The sequence below is a fragment of the Rothia mucilaginosa genome, from assembly GCF_964210535.1.
Taxonomy (GTDB): domain Bacteria; phylum Actinomycetota; class Actinomycetes; order Actinomycetales; family Micrococcaceae; genus Rothia; species Rothia mucilaginosa_F.
The window spans coordinates 1-21,279 of record NZ_CAXOMR010000029.1 but is presented as its reverse complement, the minus strand read 5'-3'; the positions used below and the strand labels follow the sequence as shown (position 1 = coordinate 21,279).

Sequence of the window (21,279 nt, the reverse complement as noted above, 5' to 3'; positions counted from 1 at the left end):
TGTGATGGACGAGCAGAAGAAGGGTGCTGGCCCGCTGCTGGTTGGTATTGCCGTGGTGGCGGTGGGTTTGGTGCTTGGCCCGATTCTGGGCATCATCATTCTTTTTGGTGGTGTGCTCGGTGGTAATAGTGCGAATGCTGCGTGCCGTCCGGCGTCTGCGTCGGCTGCTGCTGGCGGCGGCGGTGAGGGTGAGGGCGGCCAGGTGGATGTGACGATTTATGATGATGACGGGTCGGCGACGACTCGTTCTGAGTCGTCGCGTGTGGGCGGCAAGATCCCTAACGACTGGGAGCAGTATGTGGTGTGGGCGTCGTTGGTGTCGGGTGTTCCGACCTCGTGGATTGCGGCTCAGATTGAGGCGGAGTCTGGGTGGGATCCGACTCTGGGTGCTAATCATGCTGGAGCCAGCGGTTTGACGCAGTTTATTCCGTCGACGTGGGAGACGTATGGTCATGGTGGTAGTCCGAATGATCCGCAGGCGGCTATTCGTGCGATGGGTGAGTATTTGCGTGATTTGAGGGCGCAGTTGAAGCCTGTGATTGATGCTCATCCGGATGTTCCTGCGGTGGAGTTGATTATGGCGGGGTATAACGCGGGTCCGGGTGCGGTTCAGAATTATGGCGGTGTGCCGCCGTATTCGGAGACGCAGACCTACCTTTCGAGGATTCGGGGTCTTGCGAGTATCTACAGCAAGACGTACGGCTCTGAGGTGGGTGGTAAGTCTGACGGCTCTGTTGAGAAGGGCGCGGTGCCGTATACGGATGATACTGCGAACGTGACGGGTAACCAGGCGGGAGGCAATAACTGCTCGCCGCAGAATTACAGTGGTGGCAAGGTGACCGGCACTGATGATTACCCGTGGGCTAATCAGGTGGAGGCCCCGAACCCCATTACCGGAATGTACTACGTCAATTGCACGGATTTCAGTCTGTGGAGGCTCAACCAGCAGGTTGGCGCGACTGACCCGAATCACCCGAAGTACACGAATGGAAACTTCGCCTCGGTGCCGTTGGGTAATGGTGGTGAGTGGGCTACCGCCTGGCGCGCGAAGGGCTGGCCCGCTGACAACACGCCCGAAGTGGGAGCCATGGCCCACTTCGCACCCGGTGCGGTGGGTGCTTCGCAGCAGTACGGCCATATTGCTGTGGTGCAGGCGGTCAATGACGATGGCACTGTGACGATTGAGGAGTATAACGGTGTGACCCCGTATGCGTACGGTACCCGCACTATTCCTGCTGATCAGGTCACGACGTACCTGCACATCCCTGATAGCGAGAAGGTTAAGAAGGACTAAAAATGATGATTCGTCAGAAGATCGCGGCTACCGGTGGTGCCGCGGTGATGTTGGCGGTGTTGGTAGCGTGTTCGGCGTCTACCGCTGATTCAGCACCGACGGGGTCGCCTGTGGTGACTGCTTCTGCGTCGGTGACCGCCTCGGGTGCGCAGTCGTCAGCACCTGCTGCGGCGAGTACGGCGCAGCCGTCCTCGGCTCCCCCGGTGGCTTCCTCGGCGGCGCCGACGATTATTGCGGCGTTACCGTCCGCGAGCCGTTGGGGTCATTATGGTGCCCCCGGCAACGTGGATGTCGCCTCGGATGCTGCAGGCTGGAGTCCGCAGGAGCAGAAGGACGCGACCGACTTCGCCGTGCAGACTATGCGCGTGTTCGCGATGGATACGGACGCGGCGACGTGGCATCAGTACATGGATCCGCGTGTGACGGATAAGTACCGTGAGCAGCTGGCGAGGTATAACCCGGCGTATACGTCAGTGCGTGAGGTGAAGGAAGCCGTATATACGGAGTTCCCGTCTGATCCGACGCGTGCTGTGGTGCGTGTGAGCACGAATGACGGGGTGTGGGTGGTTCAGCTGCATCGTTCGGGTCCGGGTGAGGCGCCGAAGGTGTCTAATATTGCGCCGCTGTCGGCAAAGCGCCGTTAGTCGGGTGCTGGTAAGGGCATGATGCTTCGGTGGTTGCATTGTGGCATCAAGGCATTGTGCTATGACTGCACGATGCAGTCATAGCACAATGCCATCAAGAGTTAAGGAGAGCTGAGATGGATTTGCGTCCTAACGAGTCGGCTGCACTGATGTTTTTCGGCTTGGTGCTTGCTGCTGGTGCCTATCTGGGTGCTGGGTTGGAGTCTGGCGTCTGGACGATTACTGACATTGCGTGGCATGTGAAGGACCATGGTGTCGGTGTGCTTTTCTGGGTTGTGGTCGTTGTATCCATCATCCCGGCAGTCATCGCAGCAGCGTTTGTGTTGAAGGCCGGTGATGGTCAGGGTGGCGGCGGTAGCCGTAAGGCGTCGGCTGTGCACATGGTGTCTTATAAGCAGGTTGCTGGGTCGTTGGGTCATGATGCGGCGGTGAAGGCGGCACGAAAGAAGGCGAAGATTTCGATGCCTCCGGTCTCACCGGATCCGAAGGAGTCCGCACGTCTGATTGGCCAGTGGGTTGATGAGATGCCCGAATCCTGGCTGGTGACTGAGCTGGGCAAGCTCGGCGGCAAGGTCGTGAAGAAGAAGGGGTCTTCCTCTTTTGTCGGCGGTAAGCCGGTGTATGGTGAGGCGAAGGAGTCGAAGCTGGTGTTGGCGCCGACGCAGGCCGGTAAGACCACCTCGATTGCGTCGAATCTGGTGCTGGATGCCCCGGGTGCGGTCATGGCGACCAGCACGAAGGCTGATTTGTTGATGATGACTGCCTGCACCCGCCAAAGGCTGCATCCGAGCGGTCAGGTCGTTGCATTCGACTTGGACGATTCGTCGGGTTGGCCGCATAAGGCGGCGTGGAACCCTATTTCTGGGTGTGAGAACTTTGAGGTGGCGCAGCGCCGCGCTCAGGCGTGGGCTGGCGCTCAGCCGATGAGCGGCACGAAAAACGGGGACTGGTTCAACCAGCAGGCCGGCGCGTTCTTGGCACGTTTCTTGCATGTGGCTGCGGTGTCCGGTAAGACGCTGAATGATGTGATTGCGTGGAGTCAGAACCTGCGCGGGCGCGATGCGCTGAAGACCGCTGAGATGCATGCTGGTCATATTAATCCGGAGGTTCTGGCGTTCTTGGCAGCAAAGCAGGAGTCGAAGGCGGCGGAGACGCTGGATTCGATTCAGCAGACTCTGTCTGGTCTGCTGGAGCCGTTGGCGGTGCCGCGTATTCGTGAGCAGCTGATGGTTCACCCGGCTCATGCTTTCGACATGCGTAAGTTTTTGTCGGGTCCGAACACGCTGTATTTGGTGTCGGATACGGCTACTGGTGTTGAGACGGGCCCGCTCGTCTCCATGTTTGCGAACGAGCTAATCAACACGGCGCGCGAGCTCAGCCAGGAAAAGCCCGGGGGACGTCTGTGGCCGTGCTTCCGCGCGGTGCTTGACGAGGCCCCGAACCTTGCTGCGTTCCCGAAGATGGACTCGATTATGTCCGATATTAACGGCCGTGGTGTTGAGGTGATTCTGATTGCGCAGTCGATGAGTCAGCTGATTGACCGGTGGGGTGAGCAGGGCGGCCGCACGATCGTGGGTAACTCGGTCGTGAAGTACTACCTTCCGGGTCTTGACGTGGAGACAATGCGCCCTGTCTCTGAGGCCCTCGGAAAATTCGAGAAGCAGCGGGTGAGCCGTTCGCACTCCAGCGGCAAGATGGGTAATAGCTCAACTTCGCATAGTACGGAGGAGAAGCTGGTGATGGAGGCTGCGGAGATGACGCAGATCCCGGCGTTCTCAGCGATGGTGTCGTATAAGAATTACCGTCCGATGCATCTTGGGTTGACCCCGTGGTGGGAGAGGCCGGATGCGGATGAGGTGAAGGAGGACCAGTTGCGGGCGTGGCAGTTGTGCGGCAAGATGCAGTTGCCGGATACGTCGGCGTTCATCAATCATCAGGAAGGTGAGGAGCGATGAGTTACGGCTTTGATGACGACGTGATGCCGATGACCGCCCCGATTCCGGTAGTTTCGGAGCAGCACGATTTTCTGGCCGAAAGGGTGAAAGCGCTGGAGGCGCTTTCTGACCAGTTGCTGGATGTTCTGGATGCGTTGCGTCAGCGGGTTGAGGTGTTGGAGAGCGTAGATCCGGTGCCTGCTGCGGTGGGCGGCGATTATGAGGTGCAGGATCTAGCACCTGCTGAGCCTGCAACGTATGTTCCGTACTGCTGGCGGCATGTTTCTGCAGCTGAGGCGCGGGGCCTGTGGGTTCGGTTGCGTGAGTGGGTGGACTGGGTCAACGCCAGGTATTTCGCCTCGTCCTGGGAGTCGATTCGCCCCTGCTGGTTCCGCCACCCGGCGGCGGTGGAGGAGCTGACGGCACTGTGGGCGGCGTGGGAGTCTGCGTATCGTGCCTCTGACGAGGGCGAGGGGTTCTCTGATGCTGCCCTGTGGTGGCACGAGAAGCTGCACGCAGTGGTTCACCGCCTGTGGGATGAGCAGTTCGCTGAATGCAAGGCTGGGCATCAGGACCCGGATGTGTATGAGCGTGTTACGGATTCTAGCTTTGAGGAGTTTCTGCAGGGTGGTTAAAAGGTGAGGTGAGGGGGAGAAACCCATTTTGGGTTTCTCCCCCTCACCTTCTATTTAATGCTTAGTATTTGTTAATACAGGCTAGCGGCGGGGACCGCGGTGCTGCTGATTTTGTTTGCTATAGTAATAGTAGCAAGGTAAAGCAAGAGACCCTGAGGTAGTCGCCGTAAGGCGAGGAGGTATAATGGGTGAGCCGTAGTGGGTATGCCGGTGGATCCTGGCCGAAGCTGCGGACCTTGCGCATAAGGCACCCGTTGAGGGTGCCTTTTTTGTGCCCGCACTCATGACCTGGGCACCTCAACTAAGTCGTACAAAAAGAGGGGGTAAGAAGCCGTATTGTGGCTTCTTACCCCCTCTTATGTACCGCTACGAGACACCCGGCCCACGCACACCACGACGAGCCTGCTCATGCATCTGCTGCGCCTGACGCTGACGATGCTGCTGATTATTATTCTGCTGCCGTTGCTGATTATTCCGGCGGTGCTGCTGGCCTTGATTCTGAGACCGCTGATTCTGCTGACGCTGCTCATTCGGGCCAAGAATCTGTTCGCGTGCACGCTCCATCCGCTCATATGAGGTCTTAACAGCCTGCAACGCGGGAGGAATAGGAGTGCCACGACGGTTCAATTCCTCAAAGGCCTGCTTCTGCCGGGGAGTCATATCACCACGCGCAATACTCTGAGCGACAGCTTGAGCAGGAGACAACTGATGCTGATGCCCCTGTGCTTGCGTCCGGGAGTACGCATCACCAACACCTTCTTGAGCCTTGGGCTGTAGGATACGTCCCTGCCCCTCAGGCAAAGGACCCTCAGGTAGAGAATGTGAAAGGCTAGCTACGACTTCTTCACGGACGAAACGACCACTCGCGACCTGCATGAGCGCATTATCAGAGAGCTTCTCAATCGGGACAGTAGCTGCGACAAAATTGAGCGCACTCATCTGAGTCTGCTGGTTCTGTCCAGGAGCAAGGTCAAGGTACCTCTGGCTGATTGCATCGTAGACCTCAAGATTGTCTTTGATGGTCTCAAAAAGGGTGTAGTCAGAAGAGTTAAGAACCTTCTGAACGGCATAACAGACCGCGTCGGGGGTCCACAGGAGCCTCTCAGCACTCGGAGATATTTGGATACGATCGATAGGTTCAATCAGACCGGCCTGGATAAAGTTCGAGATAGCCTCCAAATCCAGCTGGTTCTCATTGTTATCCCTCATGCGTTCAAAGACGAACGCGTAGACCGGGTTGTCTCGATCTTGTCCCTGCTGAATCAGAGAAAGCATGTTACTGTGGCGTGCTTGCCTGATGAAATCTACCTGAGTGTCAGCATCCGGAGAATAATCGACAGCAGTACCTACCGTAATGATTGCTGCGCCAGGCGGCAGCTGCTGGTGTACTAGCTCAAGAAGAGCCTGGCTACGGTCAAGGCTGACTCGGTTCGCATGGTAGAAATCGCCTTGCAGATTCGTCAGGGAGTCTCGGAGATTCTTGACCTGGTCAGCTTCAACAATGACAGCTGTCATAGAGTAGAACCCCTGATGCATGCCGTACCCGTCATCGCTGACTTTAGGGGGTCGGTAGGTTTCGTCTACGAACGCGAAACGAGGAGCGTCACTGTTTCTCTGGTAAAAATTAATGATTTCAGAATGGTACACACGCTCTGCGTAGCTTTGAGGATTGTTAATAAAGTCCCATTGATAGTCACTGATAAGGTGATTGCCGGAAGACACCTTTGGTTCCTTCACACGTTGTTGCGGTTGGTATTCGGTTTTGCTATAGTAATAATAGCAAGGTAAAGCAAGAACCCTGAGGTAGTCGCCGTAAGGCGAGGAGGTATACTGGGTGAGCCGTAGCGGGGAGTGCTGATGTAGGTCGGCCGAAGCTACGGACCTTGCGCATAAGGCACCCTCTGAGGGTGCCTTATTTGTGCCTACACTCATGATCTGGGCACCTCAACCACGTCTTACAAGAAGAGGGGGGTAAGAAGCCGTATTGTGGCTTCTTACCCCCTCTTCTTATGTGCCGCTACGAGACGCCCGGCCCACGCACACCACGACGAGCCTGCTCATGCATCTGCTGCGCCTGACGCTCTTGCATCTGACGCTGGCGCTGCTGCTGAGCAACCCTCTGCTGGCGCTGCGCCTGATCATCTGGCTGATTCCTCAACCGATCATCCAGACTACGGGTCCGCTCCACCATCTGACGGACCCTCTCAGCACGAGCCTCACGCTCACGACGCAACCGCTCTTCTGTCTCACTCATCATCTTCTCCTTACCACTAGCCTGTGCCTGAACCGGCACCTCGCCAGAGCGCTTCTTAGCCCGCTCCGACAAGCGTGCCGCCTTACCGACACGCTTCACCTGCTCAAGAACACCCAACACAGCCTTAGCCGCACGAACCTTCACGGCAGACTGCACCTGCATGGGTGCACCCTCAGCAACCAGCCGGGCGTTATTGACCCGCTGGCTCGCCTCATGAACCATCCGTGCAGGTAGCACAGCCGGCTCACTATCGGGCACGTTGTACGTACGGCGTAGCGCATCAGCCTCGCCGGCTGCACGAACCCACCTGCGGAAGGCCCGCTTGCGGGTCGGTACCGGGCCCAATGCCTTCACCCACGCCGGAGCCTTACCGGCTTGCACCTGACGTGCCAGCTCTTCACCCCGTGCACGGACCAGCTTGCCAATCTCACGAGAACGCGCCCGCAAAATCGTGCCCAGCCGGCTATGACGTACTGCCGGGTGCTTCTCCCAGAATCGGTCCAGCAGATGCCCTGATACTTCCCTGGGGCTTACCTTCGACGGGTCCACAGACGAGCCGGTAGCAGACAAGACCTGACGGACCTTCTGCTCCTCCCGCAGCACCTGATGTACCGTGAACCGGCCTGAAGTACGCGGAATTTCACCGCGGATAATCTGCTCCAGCTCACGCTGATCTCCACTGATACCCCACCGTCGGCGAGTAATCTCAGCATCCATGTCCCCCAGAGCCTCTCGCATCTGAGCAGACACACCAGCAGCAGCTGTGCCCTGAGCCTTCAGCGCATGCTCGGTGCGCTCACGCAGCACCAGCAAATCATCGGTCTTCACCAACGCATAAGGGTTCGTGTACCAGTCCGTGTCATCAAGAACCGGCTGCTGCGCAGGCTGAGTGTTACGCTCATGAGCTTCAGCGCGAGTAATCAGCGCCGCCAAATGCTCATCGGAGACAGAGGCCAGCGGACGAGTAGCCGCCGCCTGCACCGTCTGCGTGCTCAGCTGCTCCACACGCCAACCCAAAACGGCCGCAGCATCCATCGGAGTATCAGAATCTCCACTCAGGGCACGACGTGCATAAGCACGCTCAATAAGAGCGGGCACATCCACGCCGTCCCGGTGCATCTGACCCAACTGCTGGGCCAATGCCCCGAAGCCTTCAGATCCCAACACTGCCGCAATATCAGCGTCCACGACAGCCAAGTCGCCGTGAGCTGCACGGCTCATGCCTTCAGTGACTAGGCCAGCAACAACGGCACGCTGAGCCAATTCAGCGTGCTCTGCGTATTCAGCTAGTGCCGCCGCAGTATCCATCTGTTGCGCACGGATCGCATCCACGCTCTCATGGATACTCAGTTGCGCTTCACTATCGTGACGGTCAGCGATAACCTGCAGCACCTCGTCCAGTTTTTCGCCTTCGCCTAGGTTCACGTAGAGGTGGTTTTCTTCGCGTCCGCGGGATAGGCCCACGTAGGCGCCTGCACGGTCAGTGCGGCTATCGACCAGAGCGTGCGCGGTGTCTACGGTGGCGCCCTGTGCACGGTGCACGGTCAGTGCGTAGCCCAGCTCCACATTCTCGCGCACGTATTCTGCCGGCAAGGTGACGGTACCGCCATGCTCGAGGTGCCGCACTGTGAGCGAACCGTCCTCGCCCACGCTCTCGACGCTCCAGCGGTCACCGTTCTTGACGAAATCACGGCCTGCATAGACTGGTAGGCTACGGTCGTTACGGCGGGTCACGATTGTGTCGCCCACGTATGCGGTCGCCTGGCCTGCACCGGGTGCAGATCCAGGGCGCAGGATAACGCCGTCACCGGTCTGCTCATCTGAGGTGGAGATTCGGTGCGCCTGTGCCAAAGCATTCAGCGCTGCGACGGATTCGTTAGAAGAGCCCATCATCAGCGACGACTTCCCGTCAGCAATATCTCGCTGGTAGGCGGCGAAGACCTGCTGAGTCATCGCTTCGCTGTCACCGGCGGCCACACGGCCCTGCTCGCGGTACCACGCGAACGGCTCGTCAGAACCAACCGGCGACGGCTCACGCAGACGCAGCGTCGCGGCGGCTTCCTCTTCATTCTTAAAGCGGAACAATTCATCGAGGCGGACCGCCCCGACTTCACGGTCAATGAGGCGCAGGGCACCACCGGCACCCACAGCTGAGAGCTGGCGGTCGTCACCGAGCACACGTACTAGTGCGCCGCGCTCAGCGGCAATCTGCACCAGCGCGTCAAAATCGCGGGTGGACACCATGCCTGCTTCGTCAATGAGAAGCACGTCGCCGGGGCCGATACTCAGCGGTCCCGCCTTCGCTCCATCTGTATTCGCAGCCAAAACCTTAGCAACCGTATCCGCGCCGATACCTAGCTCATCGCCTAGGACCTTCGCCGCTGCAGCGGTTGGTGCCATACCGATAACGCGGCCGCCGGCAGCTTGAATCGTCTCCACGGCAAGAGAGACAGACGCGGTCTTACCGGCACCAGCGGCACCAATACCCGCTACGAGCAGACGGTCTGATAGAGCGAACTCGCGCGCCAACGCTTCCTGGCCAGCCGGAAGGGAGAACCCCTTTTCCGCCAGCTTCTCGCGGCGCTCTGCTACCTTCTGCTCAAATACATCAGCAGTCGCTGCAGGAAGCACAGGCGTGGTTGCCGCATCCAGAATCCGCAGCTCAGCATCCACCATCTTCTGCGTCGTCAGCAGTTCAGAATCACGACGTACAAAGCTGCTGGTGCCATCTGCTCGCATAAACTGAGGCGCTACCAGACGCTTATTCTCACCGCTCAGACGCAGAACCTGCTCATCGAGGGCACGGTAAATAGCACCGCTGATACTCTCATCGGTGCTCTGATGACCTTTGCTCTCAGGGCTGACAGGAAGACCCACCTCACGCAGATAACGAATCGTCTCAGCCTCAACGTGGGAGCGGCGGAACACGGCCCGCGTGGTAGTCACCCGGTCAAGAATCTGCTGCGCATGCTCTTCAGGGGTGCGAGAAAGGAACTCAGCCTGCACCTGCTCACGCTTGGCGCGTGCCTGCTCACTGGCGGCCTGAAGGTGCTCCCGAAGCTCGGTCTCGGTCGGAATAATCACCTCACCGGAAACGGACTGCGCCTGCGATACCCACTGCTCATGAAGATCTTTAAGGCTCTTCGCCTCACCCTTCTGCGGGCGAGTAGCCAAGGTCGCCTGCTGCGCAAGCTCCAGCAACGCCTTACGTCCGGGCGCATGCCCATGACGCTCCACATACTCACCTGTTAGGCGCTCCAACTCAGCAGAAATCTCAGAACGACGGGCACTAAAATGCTCAATCATGGACCGGTCAATACCGGCAATTTCCATCACCGGTGACGTACCGCCCTTAGAGAAATCAGGCACACACACCAGGCCCAGTTCAGACTCCAGGTATTCCGCCAGCTTCGCGTTATACAACTCGCTCGCTGCCACGTTCCACTGATATAACGTGCGCCCATCAATAGCGGACCACTGCCCGTCCGAGCCCTTCACCCGGTTAGAAATAACCAGGTGATCATGCAAATTCGGGTCCCCTGAACGCGAGTCCCAGTGCCTAAACTTGGTGGCGATCAGACCGCCCTCAATATCAATCTGGCGGACACCGTTACGGCCACGACGCGTCATGACTACGTGGTCTTCCAGGAACTTCACGACGTCCCCAATGGCCGCCTCATGCGCTTTCTGTACACCCTCGCGGAGGGTTTCATCGCCTAGACCCCACGCCAAGGACACACTTTTAGGCGGCGTGAAAACCATGTCGAACCCGGCTACAGAGTTGCTTTGCGGCTTGGATTCACGGGCAATAAAGGAAACCAGCTGCTTATCGGTGGGCTCCACACCGTGCTGTTCACGGTACATGACAGCACCCACACGGTGACGGATTCCCTTCATCTCTTCAGCGGTCGGGTCGGTGTGCTTGGTGTCGCGGAAGCGGCGTACTTCTTCCTGGACTGCGCGGGTAAACTCGGTGGACCCGTCACGCTGTGCGTGCAGGTTCGGGGCGACGTTCTGCTGGAAGTGCTCATCAATGGCACGCTGTGCAGCGTACTTCGCTTCGGTTGCTTCGTGCTCCAACATGCGGTAGTTTGCCATGAATTCGGCGCGGTCTGGGCGCTGAGCTTCAGGGTTCTTTGCGTATTCACCCTTGGTCACGGTGTAGCCTGCTGCACGGTAGCGTGCCAAGTACTTTGAAACCGTCATCTGCGACGGAACACGACCATAAAGGTGCTCCAAATCGGAACAAATTTCCTGCTGAGTCTTACCCTCACGGGTACCCTCAATAATCAAAAAAGCACGCTCCGCAGCCCGCTGATGCACCTTCTCCCACGCCTCAGAACGCACCGCATCGTACATCTCAGGGGTGGACTGCTGAAGAAGACTCGTCACCTCATCAGTATCTAAAGGGGTGAACTTATGCCCAAAAAGCACGTCCATCTGAGCCTCAGAAACGTTCCCCTCAAGACCCAATTCAGCAGCACCGGCACCAACCCACTGCCCCGGAGGCATACCCTCCACAGTGTAATAATCGCCCAACTCACGGTCACTAGAGCGCAACACATCACCGGTCGCTACCTCATGCGTGTAGTACCGGTAGCCCTCTCCAGCGGTGAGCTTATGGACGGTTAGCATACCTTCATTCTACCCTTGAACCTTATTGAGAACAACTCAAAATAAAACCCTGACTCATTTGATGCATGAGGTGTGACAAAAGATAGAGCGAAGCGTTCAGCTCCTCAGCGTGCGAAGAATGAGCACACACCAGATGGACAGGCTGAAATGCGGAACGGTTTTGTCCGACACGGGGTGTGTCGCGCTCATCCACAGGCGGCGCCAGTGTGCATGATGAGCCCTGCTCTCTGGAGGGAGCGAAGCGGAAGGAAAGAGAAGGCGCAGGGGTCTCATGCATTCTAGGCAGCAGACGGCGGGAGAGCTGTGCACACCTCGTGTGTCAGGAACGGGGTATGAGAAGGGAGCGAAGCGGAATGAATCATGCGTCCGGTGCTGTCCACAGGTGGGTGCAGGTGACCGGCTGATGCGTGCCAACTGTGGAAGAGCGAAACCGGCGGCGCAGCCGCCGGTTTTCCCGTCACAGGTGACGGGAAAACTAGCGCCGATTATCAGCAGCCTGTAGTATTTACAGTGACAAATGCAATGAACGGCCCCTATAAAGTTCATGAGCATCATTGAGAACAGACGCCCCGAACCTCAGTTGAGGTTCGGGGCGTCTGTTGCTGTGTAGGCACTAGGGGGTGATGGGGTTGACGAGGGGCTCTCCGTGACCCGGCCTGCTGAAAAATGAGTCCCTGAAGGTTAAACTAGAGACTAAAGAAATACCTGTCCCCTCTTCAGGCTGAAAGGACAACCTGATGACTCGATCGCCTCGTAGCGCGGCTGCACGCCGTGCCCGTGAAAATGCTGCAGCCTTCGCAGAACGCGAAGCACGCCTGCTAACCCTGGCTGAAAAATTCTTCTCCCTTGAAGCATCCAGTCCCGCCGCCAAAATTGAGGACGAAATCGAAACCCTGGAAAACAAACTCACCGCACTGCGCGAAAAGCTCGCGTCCGCTCGTGTAGAAACTCAGCAGCACCTCGCCGCGCCAGTCGCCGAAATGAAGGCGATGAAGGTTTCCAAGGACGAGATCGCGGCACGCCTCGGCATCACCCGCACCGAAGTCAACGCACTACTGCGTGCGGCACAGCCTCAAGACTAACGCCTAGAAAATATGAGGGGGGTCTAATACACCTGGTGTATTAGCCCCCCCTCTTAATGTGTTTAGAAAAGCTGGGTCTGCCCTTCCATGACCATTCCGCGGCCTAGCCGGTCTACGGCATCTTGGTCATACCCATGAGCTAGGGTGAATTCGCGAAGGGCTCTGGAGTCTGCGGCCCGCTCGGCGCGGCTTCGGCGAAGAAAAGCAAGACCGTGCAGGTTATCGCGTCCGCGCGCTGCGCGTTCGCGCATGTTCGCGGCATGGTCACCTAAAAATAGATGAGACCCTGCACCGTTCTCGGCACGTACGCAGAGCGGGTTATCGCACAGATGAGTGACCATCTCCGCAGCGTCTACCTCATCGCTACCGAACGTGAGGGCGGCGGCGTATCGGTGGGCGCGCCACATCTTCTCCCCTGCCTCCGCGTTCGGGTCTTTGACCCAAAACCTACCGTAGCCGTCAGCGCCGATAGCTCCAACCCATACCCAGCACGCACCGGGCGTCTCACCCTTGATGACCTTGTCCCAGAACCGGCGTGCCTCCTCACTCTGGCTAGTCTGCATCGGTGTACTCCGCTGCAGCGTATTTGCCGATACGGTCGAGCACCGCATAGACGGTGTGGCGGCTACAGCCCATCTTGCGGGCGATAGCCATTTTAGGAACGCCCAAGGCATCTAGCCGGCGCACTTCGCGCGCTTGCTCAGGGTTGAGCTTTGGGGCGCGGTCGTACTTGCCGGCTGCCCTAGCTATCGCGATTCCTTCAGCTTGACGCTCACGAATGATGGAGCGCTCCAGCTGCGCGACGGCTGCGAGGATAGTTAGCATGAACTCGCCCTGCGGGGTGTCCGTGTTCAGGGCGGGGTTGTCGAGGAATTCGACGTGTACGCCGCGGTCTTTGAGACTCTGAACAATGTCGAGCAGGTCGCGGGTAGAGCGGGCGAGGCGGTCGGCGCTGGTCACCTGCAGGACGTCGCCGTCGCGAAGGTAGCGCATCATCTCCTGGAATTGCGGGCGGTTGCTGGTCTTGGCGGCGCTGACCTTCTCGACAAAAATCTTGTCGCATTCTTCCTCGAGTGCTTCAAGCTGCCGCGCGATATTTTGGTCTACTGATGAGACGCGGGCGTACCCGACGATTTGCCCGATAAATTCCTTCTCTTCTTGTTCCATAACCCCCGCTTTACATCTGGCTTGTCTGTCGGGGTCAATTTTACCGTTCGATAGACAGTGAAACACCCCGCCACAGGTCACTGTGGCGGGGTGTTGGTGGGGGTATACCTTAAAGACGCCGCCGGGGGCGCCCGAAGGGTTTAACCCTTTGGGTGCCCCCGGCGGCGTGCGGGGGTATACAGTCTGGCACCCCTGGGGGGTGTCCTCCCCCTGTTTTGGTGGGCTGCAGTGGGTTACTGCTGCTCGGTGGGGGTTTTGCCGGTTTGCGTCTTTTGGCGTAGGCGTCGTCCCCACTCGCCGAATTCGGGGCGGGTGGTGTAGTCGGTGTTCCATGCCTCGACGGTTGCCGGTAGCCAGATTTTTTTATCGCCGTGCGAGATGAAATCTGGTTCGGGTAGCTCGCCTCGGCGTAGTAGACCTGCGGGGGTCATGCCAAGGAAGCGCGCCATTTCTGAGATGCCTACGATTAGCATGCCAGCCATGGGGTGGGTCCTTTCGTTAGTCTTTGCTGCGCTGGCGTCCGATATGCCATGCGTATGCATGGATGAGGGCTGCCAGTGCGAGCAGTCCGAAGGTAATAGCGGATACGACCGGGTAGGTGGGAAGCAGCACTACCGCGCCGATAATGGCGATAGCGTAGGGAAGGGCTGCGCTGAGGGTCTTCTTCATGGGGTGTTACCTCGTGTACTATGAATGTATCGGGTGCCCCGGCACCCGGTACTGGAGGCGCTTACTCTAGTACCGGGTTGAGGGGTTTTTACCGCTTACTTATCGTTCTTCGGTTTCTTGAAGACTTCGATGAGCTTGGTGGTTGCGGTGATGACGGTGGCAATGCCGCCAAGCGCCGCGCCAATCGAGGTAAGCAATGCGGTGAGTTCCGAAACATTCATTTGAATGTACCTTTCTCTATTAGATTGTGAATACCTGAATAATCGGTTTGATTGCCAGGCTTGGAGTGTTGAAGTTTGCCCCTTCAACACTATTAGTATAGCACGTTTTATACTTCTAAATCAAGTTTTTCAGGTGTTTTCTGCGAAAATACCCCCTGTTTTCAGGGGGTATTTTCGTATGTGTCGTCTCGCGTTTAGGCGTGCTGCGCCTTCTCATATTCTCGAAGGGCGCGGTAGGCTCGCACCTGGTAGAACACTGCTGCGGACAAGATGATCAATGAGATGATATTGACAGCCGAAAGGTTCGACAGTGCGCGCATGAAGAGAAGGGATTCGAGGGGGAAGAGTACCCAAAAAATCTTGCTCATAGTTATTCCTTTCTGATACCATGAAGCTATCAAGAACTTTGAGTGGGGCAACCCCTCCCCCGGTGATAGGCACCGGGGGAAGATGGTTACTTACCTGTTATTTCTTCTTCTTTTTCTTACCCTTAGGCTTTCCCTTCGTTACAAGGACATAGCACAGGGTGAAAGAGATAATCAGATTGGACAGGTTACCCACAAGCTCCGAAATAGCTTCCAAGGTTCTAACCTTTCATTATTGAATTTTCAATGTCTAGAGAATGTAATTCCTAGACTTGGACATGTTAGGAATTGCGACTTCCTAACATAATAATTATATCAAGAAAACCGGTGATAATTCAATTTATCGCCGGTTTTCTTTGCATTTATTTAATGAATTTTATAGGTATTAATTTACATCTCAAATATATCAATTGTGATGTACTACATATCAATGTAATTAATGTATTGTGAAATAGATTACACCGTAAGTATTGCGCGCGCCCCACACCACTACCCCCCCCCGGTCAGACAGGCTCTGTCGCCGCCAGCTCCAACACGCAGCGCTCATGCCCTGGGAGAGGTTCTGTCAAGCCCGCCCGGAACCCCCAGCCTCATATCAAAGCGAAGAATACCCCTGAAAGGTGACCACCACGCGGGCTTGACGGGTTCTCATCACAGGGCGAAGAATGGGCGCAGCGAGGAGCTGGGAAGACAGCCCCAAGCGTACGCGCCCAACCCTGCCACATGGATACCGGTCTGCACCCCAATTTATGGGCATGGGGTGAAAATCACATTCGGCGCTTCGGAAGGCCTCGGAAGCGCATAGTCATAGATACCTAGCAGCTGAATGACACAGGGGCATAGGGGCCTAGTGCTAGGGGCTGTAGTGGCCGGTGGTGAGGGTCCCTGAGGGCCTTTAGGGGTGGCCGTAATCGCCCTATGGCCGATGGGTGGCCGGTGGTCGCACTGAGCTGCGCCAAGCCCCTAGGTCGGCACTGATCCCTCGCAGGCTGTCGTGGTGACGAATCTGGGTGCGCACCCGGTGCGTTCGATGTTAGTCTGGAGGTGCTGCAGGGCCTTGGGTCCTACGGCGGAACATGTGGGAGGGCCCCTCAGCGCAATGCGTTGAGGGGTCCTCTTTTTGGTGGCGCAGGTGACCGTTGAGGGGTAAGCTGCGCCTTTCTGGTCGCGCTAATATGGGTTTGACTAGGTGTTATACCCTCAATACAGAAATACAGATTTCTGTATTTATGGTTTTCTGTATTTCTGTATCAGGGGGTTTTAGGGGTAAGAATAGCCCCCTCTACTCTGTAAAGTAGAGGGGGCTATGTCAGGTCCTCAGGCTCTTTCCTGAGGGGTTATATCTCCTGCTGTGTGCCTGGTGCAGGATGCCTTGATGGCTCTTAAGAAAACGTCTTACCGAACTTTTCTTCTAGCTCATCTGGGTCTCGTGCATGGCTGGCAGGGTGTATACATTTAAGCCTTTAGGCAGCCATCTCCTTTTCGTAGGTGCGTAGGGCCAGGTAGGCTCGCACCTGGTAGTAGATGGCAGCGCCTAGTATCGCTGCTGAGATGAGGCTGGCTGCTGAGAACTTCAGCAGATTGCCCACAAACAGGGTGGCTGTGAGGGGGATCAGCAGCCAGAAAATCTTGCTCATGTCGCTCCTTTCTTGCTACCATGGATCACACGGGAAACCTTCGGATTCCCACCCCCTCCCGGTGCTTTCGCTACCGGGAGAGGAGGGTCACCTTTTTTCCTTAGCTCTTGTTGTGCTTATCCTTCTTCAGGAAGTGCGCAATAACTTTGTACATGGCAGCAGCCTGAATCAGGAAAGCAACATACAGAGGAGCATTCGCTAGATGTTCCAAAGTAGTTTACTTTCGATTGGGTTTTGACTAGGCAAGACACCGAGCGGGTGCAAACGCACTTGCCTTGCTAGCCTGGACGTTACCGACCTGAAAGGGTTAGTTTCAAGCCGGTAACATAGAGGTCTTGAATCTCAAAGATACTCGGCTACCCAAAAACCTCTAATATATCAACGATACGCGTTATCCTAACGGCAGTCAATAGATGCCGTTATTTTTTGTGCCGTTTTCGCTATGAGCAGAAAACGTATGCGTATGGTCCCTATTTCGGGGCATGAAAGACCGCCCAGGCGTATGCCTGGGCGGTCTTTCGTTAGCTAGTCGAGCTAGTCGAGCTGGTCGATATACTCGAGCAGCAGGTCGGTCATGCTCACACCATGACTAGCAGCGTGTGCCTTGAGCCGGGCGTGAGCCTCAGCGGGAAGATTCAGGGTCAGCTTCTTAATGCTCGCCTCCGGCGCCGGGTTGCCGGTTTTGAAGGCCTGCTCAAAGCTGGCACGGCCCTTGACCCGCTTTTCAGTACTGGCGGGGACACTCACGTTAAGGCGCCTTGCCGGGGAGATTGCCATGATTATGCCTCCTGGTCCATGCCGACGAGGGCCAGTAGCTGTGCTGCTACCTCGTCGTAGCCGCCCAGGTCTTCAGGCTTACGGCCGTAGCTGGCTCGTACGGACTGCTTGGGTCGGATGGAGATATCAAAGAGAGTCACACCGGACTCCTCGAGCAGCTCTTTGGTCTCGCGGAAGAGGACGGTGCGCGGGTCTGCTGAGGTGAGTAGCACGGCGGCGGGCTTGCCTTCGGGGATGGAGGCGAGGGTGGAGAAGACGCGGGTAATGTCTAGTCCGGCGGGTGCTGCGGGGATGATGAGCACATCAGAGCGTTGCGCGATGGCGTTCAGAATAGATTCGTTGAGCGGGGGTGAGTCGATGAGGGTGATCTCTGCGGTGGTGCGGCGGCGCTTGAGCTGCGGGACGTTCACGGGTGAGACCTCGAACGGGAACGCGTCCCCATTTTCTTCAGCGGTGAGGGCCCAGTCGGTGGCTGATCCCTGAGGGTCGGCATCCCAGACTTCGACACTGTAGCTTGCATTGGTGAGGGCGTGGGCGAGGTAGACGGTGCTGACGGTCTTGCCGACTCCGCCTTTGGCGTTAATGATGCCGATGATGAGTGGCATGGTGGTGTCCTCCATATGGTGGGGGGTATAGGGGTGCTTCTAGGATACCTCCCCCATACAGAAATCTGTATATACAGATATACAGATTTCTGCATTTCTGTATAGCCCCGCTCGCGCGGGGAACACAGACGGTCACGACCAGGGGTAAGTGCAAAGGCCGGCTCATCCCCGCACACGCGGGGAACACAGGGCGTGAGCGAGGTAGGTGCTGGTGACGGTCGGCTCATCCCCGCACACGCGGGGACGCCGCTTCGGTTGCTTCGTGCTCGAGAAGGCGGTAGGGCTCCTCCCTGCACACGCGGGGACGCCGCACCTGCGGTGAGGCTCAGAGATACCGGACCGGGCTCCTCCCCGCACACGCGGGGAACACGACTCGAGGAGCCCTGACAAGATAAGGGGTGGGCTCATCCACGCGTATACATATAGGGGGATGAGTAGGCGATTACTCGTCTACGGTGACCCGCCGCCAGTGGCGGCTGGCCTTGACGCATCCAACGCCGCATCCCCCAACACCACCGAACCGGCAGCATCAGAGCCTGCGACTCCGCGTCCGGGCCCATCCCCACACACGCGGGGAACACGACTCGAGGAGCCCTGACAAGATAAGGGGTGGGCTCATCCACGCGTATACATATAAGGGGGGATGAGTAGACGATTACTCGTCTACGGTGACCCGCCGCCCGTGGCGGCTGGCCTTGACGCATCCAACGCCACATCCCCCAACGCCACCGAACCGGCAGCATCAGAGCCCACAGCTCCGCGTCCGCTTAGACTCTCCCCCGTGCCGGGGGCGAGTTGTTGCGCCTCATGCACCCGCACAGCCTCCGCACGAATATTACGTGCCGCATTCACGTCACGATCAATCCGCACACCACAGGCCGCGCACTCAAAGACACGCACAGCAAGACCGAGCTTGGTTTTCGCTCGTGCTCCGCAGGCGCTACACGTCTGAGAGGATGCAAAGAAGCGGTTAATGATTTGTACCTGTGAGCCGTACCAGCTGGATTTGTATTCCAGCTGGCGGCGCAGCGTACCAAAAGCGGCGTCCAGGATGGACCGGTTGAGCCCGGCCTTCTGGCGCACGTTCTTGCCCGGTGCCTCGATGGTACCGGCAGCTGAGGCGGTCATACCCGCCACAGCTAAGTCCTCAAGCCCGACGAGGGCGTACCCGGTGCTCAAGCGCTTAGAGACCTGATGCAGACCGGACTCACGACGCAAAGCCACTAGGTGGTGGTGCCGCGCAATCTGCCGGACCAGACGGGTACGACGATTCGAGCCTTTCTGGGCTCGCGCGAGGGCACGCTGCAGACGCACCAGGCGCTTCTCAGCGGCACGTGCCCAGCGAGGGTTAGCCAGGGTGGGGGACCCGTCACCACTGAATTCCAGGGAGGGGTACTGCGCGAAGCGCTGCGGTGCCTGCTCGTCAGAGAGCGCGGCGAGGTATCGTACACCCAGGTCTACACCGACGGCGCCAGCGGAACGCTGCGCACGAGTGGGAGCGGCGGACGGGCGGGTGAGCTCTACCAGGATGGAGACGTACCACCGGTTGGCGGCACGAGATACCGTGTAGGAGCGGATTTGAGCGCCAGCACGCACCGCCTTGACGAGGTGACGAGTAGTGTCATAGGTGCGGATAACACCCAGGTGCGAGAGGCGTACGTGTCGGTAATCCTCAATGGTCGGGGCGGCGCTAATGCCGCGGCGCTTCAGCTGCGCCTTGCGGCGTACGTATTCGGGCTCTCCGCGTAGGTATGCGGTGCCGTAGGCGCCGATGGTCTCCGGTGCAGGGATAGTGAAGGAGTCCCGGCTAGCGCCCTTGCGCTTGAAGCGGGGCGTGCCGACGAGTCGGCCAGCACGAGCACCGGTACGAGAATCAAAGAAATTCTTCCAGGCTTTATCGGCAGATTGCAGTCCTGAGACGAGGACTCGGCGGGGGATGGTGTGCATCCACGGCTCGGAGGATCGCTCGGTCTCGGGCCAGACAATGGTGGGGTCGGCACCGTCGGCGATCGCTTTACCTGCTGCGCGGTGTCGGGTGATTTCGGGGGTGAGGTGGGCGGTGGCGTATGCCTGAAAACCTATTGCCTTGTAGGTGGCGGGGTCACTCTGGGCGAGGGCCTTGAGCTCAGCTTTTACGGTGGTCTCGTCGGCGCCTGCGTCGATGCGGGTGTGCCAGTAGTCTGCTCGGGTGCGGGAGACATCGAGATTGTGGGCTGTGAGGAGGTTGTAGGCGTAGCGTGCTGCGCCTGCGCATTGTGCTAGGGCGGATGCTTGCGCCTGGGTGGGGTCGAGCCGGAATTTGTAGGCGCGGAGCGTAGTGCCGGTGGCTGCGGTCATGCTGTCTCTCCTCCTCTCGAGTCCAAAAAATTTCGACCATACAGATATACAGAAAACCGTATTTCTGCATTTCACCCCCAGATATGCGGGGGTATTTGTCTCAAGACTAGAGGGGACCCCTGACACGTTAAGGGGTCTTTTTGCGCGGAGATGACGAATCTCAAGACACAATCTCAAGCACCTAGATAGAGTAGATATATCACTGTAATGCAACGACCGCCTAAGGAGACTCTATGCACGAGACCGAATCCCTCTACGACCAGCCGCTCTACAATGCCACGGTGTACAGGCGTGACCTGACCGTGAAGGATGAAGAATTCTGGTACCCGGTGGCACAGAATATTAATGACCTCGAGAGCATCGCCTATTGGGCCGCCTCTGGTCGCGGCGCAGGCCGCACCGTCACTGATGACGGGCTCGACCACTACAATTCCTCGGCCCTTATTTGGCTCGAGGAAATGCAGGCCATTGCGACCAACCTTGATGGCAAGGTGATTCCCCCTGAGCCTGGTAAGGATCTTGAGGAGACTCACGGATGGCTGCACCATTCAGAGAATGATGAAAAGGGTGCCTTGGAGCGCGTACCTGATGACCCGAAGGCTCGACTAGTGCGCGTCTATCCTCATGTCCTGAAGAAGCCAATGAATCGGTACTCAGTACAGGAGCTGCAGGACATTGTGGATCGCGCGACGGATTTCTATACCGTCTGGACTCACCCTGAACCGCTTGAGTACACGCCCGAAGCGGTCAGCGAATACGTCACGAAGGCCTTCGCGCTCACCCCTGGACGTGACCGTCTCGAGATTGTTGAGGCACCACAGACGGAGAATACTACGCCGATGATGCTGATGCAGCTAAAGCTGCAGATGATGATGCAGGGCGAATCGGCAGAGTTGGGTCGAGAATATTTGACCCTCGAGATCATGTACAAGCACCACGAATTTCTACCGGAAGACCAGCGCTTCTAAGTAGATAGAGGGTGAGGTAGGTGGAGCCGAATGGCTCCACCTACCTCTTTTTTTT

General features: G+C 57.8%; 18 protein-coding genes. 6 read left to right on the top strand and 12 right to left on the bottom strand.

The genetic code is table 11. The annotated features are described in order from the left end of the window. Positions 1–4: 4 nt before the first annotated feature. The 4 genes from AB8C10_RS08440 (at position 5) to AB8C10_RS08425 (ending at position 4,507) form a co-directional block, all read left to right on the top strand. On the top strand, positions 5–1,294 hold the full coding sequence (locus AB8C10_RS08440) for a CHAP domain-containing protein (RefSeq protein ID WP_368867475.1): 1,290 nt from the start codon (positions 5–7) through the stop codon (positions 1,292–1,294). Positions 1,295–1,296: 2 nt separating this feature from the next. After that, positions 1,297–1,938, top strand: a complete 642-nt coding sequence (locus AB8C10_RS08435) for a hypothetical protein (protein WP_368867474.1) — start codon at positions 1,297–1,299, stop codon at positions 1,936–1,938. 116 nt (positions 1,939–2,054) lie between these two features. Further along, a complete protein-coding gene (locus tag AB8C10_RS08430) occupies positions 2,055–3,893 on the top strand; it encodes a type IV secretory system conjugative DNA transfer family protein (RefSeq protein ID WP_368867473.1) in 1,839 nt (612 codons plus the stop codon). Next, positions 3,890–4,507 (top strand): hypothetical protein, encoded by a 618-nt coding sequence (locus AB8C10_RS08425; RefSeq protein ID WP_368867472.1) that lies wholly within the window; start codon positions 3,890–3,892, stop codon positions 4,505–4,507. The genes AB8C10_RS08430 and AB8C10_RS08425 overlap by 4 nt, the downstream gene beginning before the upstream one ends. Positions 4,508–4,873: 366 nt before the next feature. Here the strand turns inward: AB8C10_RS08425 and AB8C10_RS08420 are convergent, their stop codons facing one another. Both AB8C10_RS08420 and mobF read right to left on the bottom strand, forming a co-directional pair. Continuing rightward, a complete protein-coding gene (locus AB8C10_RS08420; protein WP_368867471.1) occupies positions 4,874–6,229 on the bottom strand; it encodes a hypothetical protein in 1,356 nt (451 codons plus the stop codon). Between the two features lie 295 nt (positions 6,230–6,524). Then, positions 6,525–11,396: a MobF family relaxase gene (gene mobF / locus AB8C10_RS08415; RefSeq protein WP_368867470.1), complete on the bottom strand. Its 4,872-nt coding sequence runs from the start codon at positions 11,394–11,396 to the stop codon at positions 6,525–6,527. A gap of 737 nt (positions 11,397–12,133) precedes the next feature. On the opposite strand from mobF, the gene AB8C10_RS08410 reads away from it, so the two are divergent. Beyond that, positions 12,134–12,478, top strand: a complete 345-nt coding sequence (locus AB8C10_RS08410; protein ID WP_368867469.1) for a hypothetical protein — start codon at positions 12,134–12,136, stop codon at positions 12,476–12,478. A 62-nt stretch (positions 12,479–12,540) separates the two neighbouring features. Here the strand turns inward: AB8C10_RS08410 and AB8C10_RS08405 are convergent, their stop codons facing one another. The 10 genes from AB8C10_RS08405 to AB8C10_RS08360 all read right to left on the bottom strand — a co-directional run bounded on the left by AB8C10_RS08405 (position 12,541) and on the right by AB8C10_RS08360 (position 20,256). Continuing rightward, complete coding sequence (locus AB8C10_RS08405; RefSeq protein ID WP_368867468.1) at positions 12,541–13,041, bottom strand: HNH endonuclease; 501 nt, start codon at positions 13,039–13,041, stop codon at positions 12,541–12,543. Beyond that, on the bottom strand, positions 13,031–13,645 hold the full coding sequence (locus AB8C10_RS08400) for a recombinase family protein (RefSeq protein ID WP_368867467.1): 615 nt from the start codon (positions 13,643–13,645) through the stop codon (positions 13,031–13,033). Before AB8C10_RS08400 ends, AB8C10_RS08405 begins: the two co-directional genes overlap by 11 nt. Before the next feature lie 233 nt (positions 13,646–13,878). Continuing rightward, positions 13,879–14,127, bottom strand: a complete 249-nt coding sequence (locus AB8C10_RS08395; RefSeq protein ID WP_298595132.1) for a hypothetical protein — start codon at positions 14,125–14,127, stop codon at positions 13,879–13,881. A 16-nt stretch (positions 14,128–14,143) separates the two neighbouring features. Beyond that, complete coding sequence (locus tag AB8C10_RS08390) at positions 14,144–14,314, bottom strand: hypothetical protein (RefSeq protein WP_368867466.1); 171 nt, start codon at positions 14,312–14,314, stop codon at positions 14,144–14,146. Between the two features lie 95 nt (positions 14,315–14,409). After that, positions 14,410–14,535 carry a hypothetical protein gene (locus tag AB8C10_RS08385; RefSeq protein ID WP_368867465.1) on the bottom strand — a complete coding sequence of 42 codons (126 nt, stop codon included), beginning with the start codon at positions 14,533–14,535 and terminating at the stop codon, positions 14,410–14,412. 194 nt (positions 14,536–14,729) lie between these two features. Continuing rightward, on the bottom strand, positions 14,730–14,903 hold the full coding sequence (locus AB8C10_RS08380; protein WP_368867464.1) for a hypothetical protein: 174 nt from the start codon (positions 14,901–14,903) through the stop codon (positions 14,730–14,732). A gap of 1,460 nt (positions 14,904–16,363) precedes the next feature. Then, entirely contained in the window at positions 16,364–16,537 is a 174-nt protein-coding gene (locus tag AB8C10_RS08375) for a hypothetical protein (protein ID WP_368867463.1), read from the bottom strand. Between the two features lie 534 nt (positions 16,538–17,071). Then, positions 17,072–17,314, bottom strand: coding sequence for a plasmid partition protein ParG (locus AB8C10_RS08370; RefSeq protein WP_368867462.1), 243 nt, complete (start codon positions 17,312–17,314; stop codon positions 17,072–17,074). 2 nt (positions 17,315–17,316) lie between these two features. Further along, positions 17,317–17,919 (bottom strand): nucleotide-binding protein, encoded by a 603-nt coding sequence (locus tag AB8C10_RS08365; protein ID WP_368867461.1) that lies wholly within the window; start codon positions 17,917–17,919, stop codon positions 17,317–17,319. A 663-nt stretch (positions 17,920–18,582) separates the two neighbouring features. Beyond that, on the bottom strand, positions 18,583–20,256 hold the full coding sequence (locus AB8C10_RS08360) for an RNA-guided endonuclease InsQ/TnpB family protein (RefSeq protein ID WP_368867460.1): 1,674 nt from the start codon (positions 20,254–20,256) through the stop codon (positions 18,583–18,585). A 233-nt stretch (positions 20,257–20,489) separates the two neighbouring features. On the opposite strand from AB8C10_RS08360, the gene AB8C10_RS08355 reads away from it, so the two are divergent. Continuing rightward, positions 20,490–21,224 carry a hypothetical protein gene (locus AB8C10_RS08355; protein WP_368867459.1) on the top strand — a complete coding sequence of 245 codons (735 nt, stop codon included), beginning with the start codon at positions 20,490–20,492 and terminating at the stop codon, positions 21,222–21,224. Positions 21,225–21,279 lie beyond the last annotated feature (55 nt).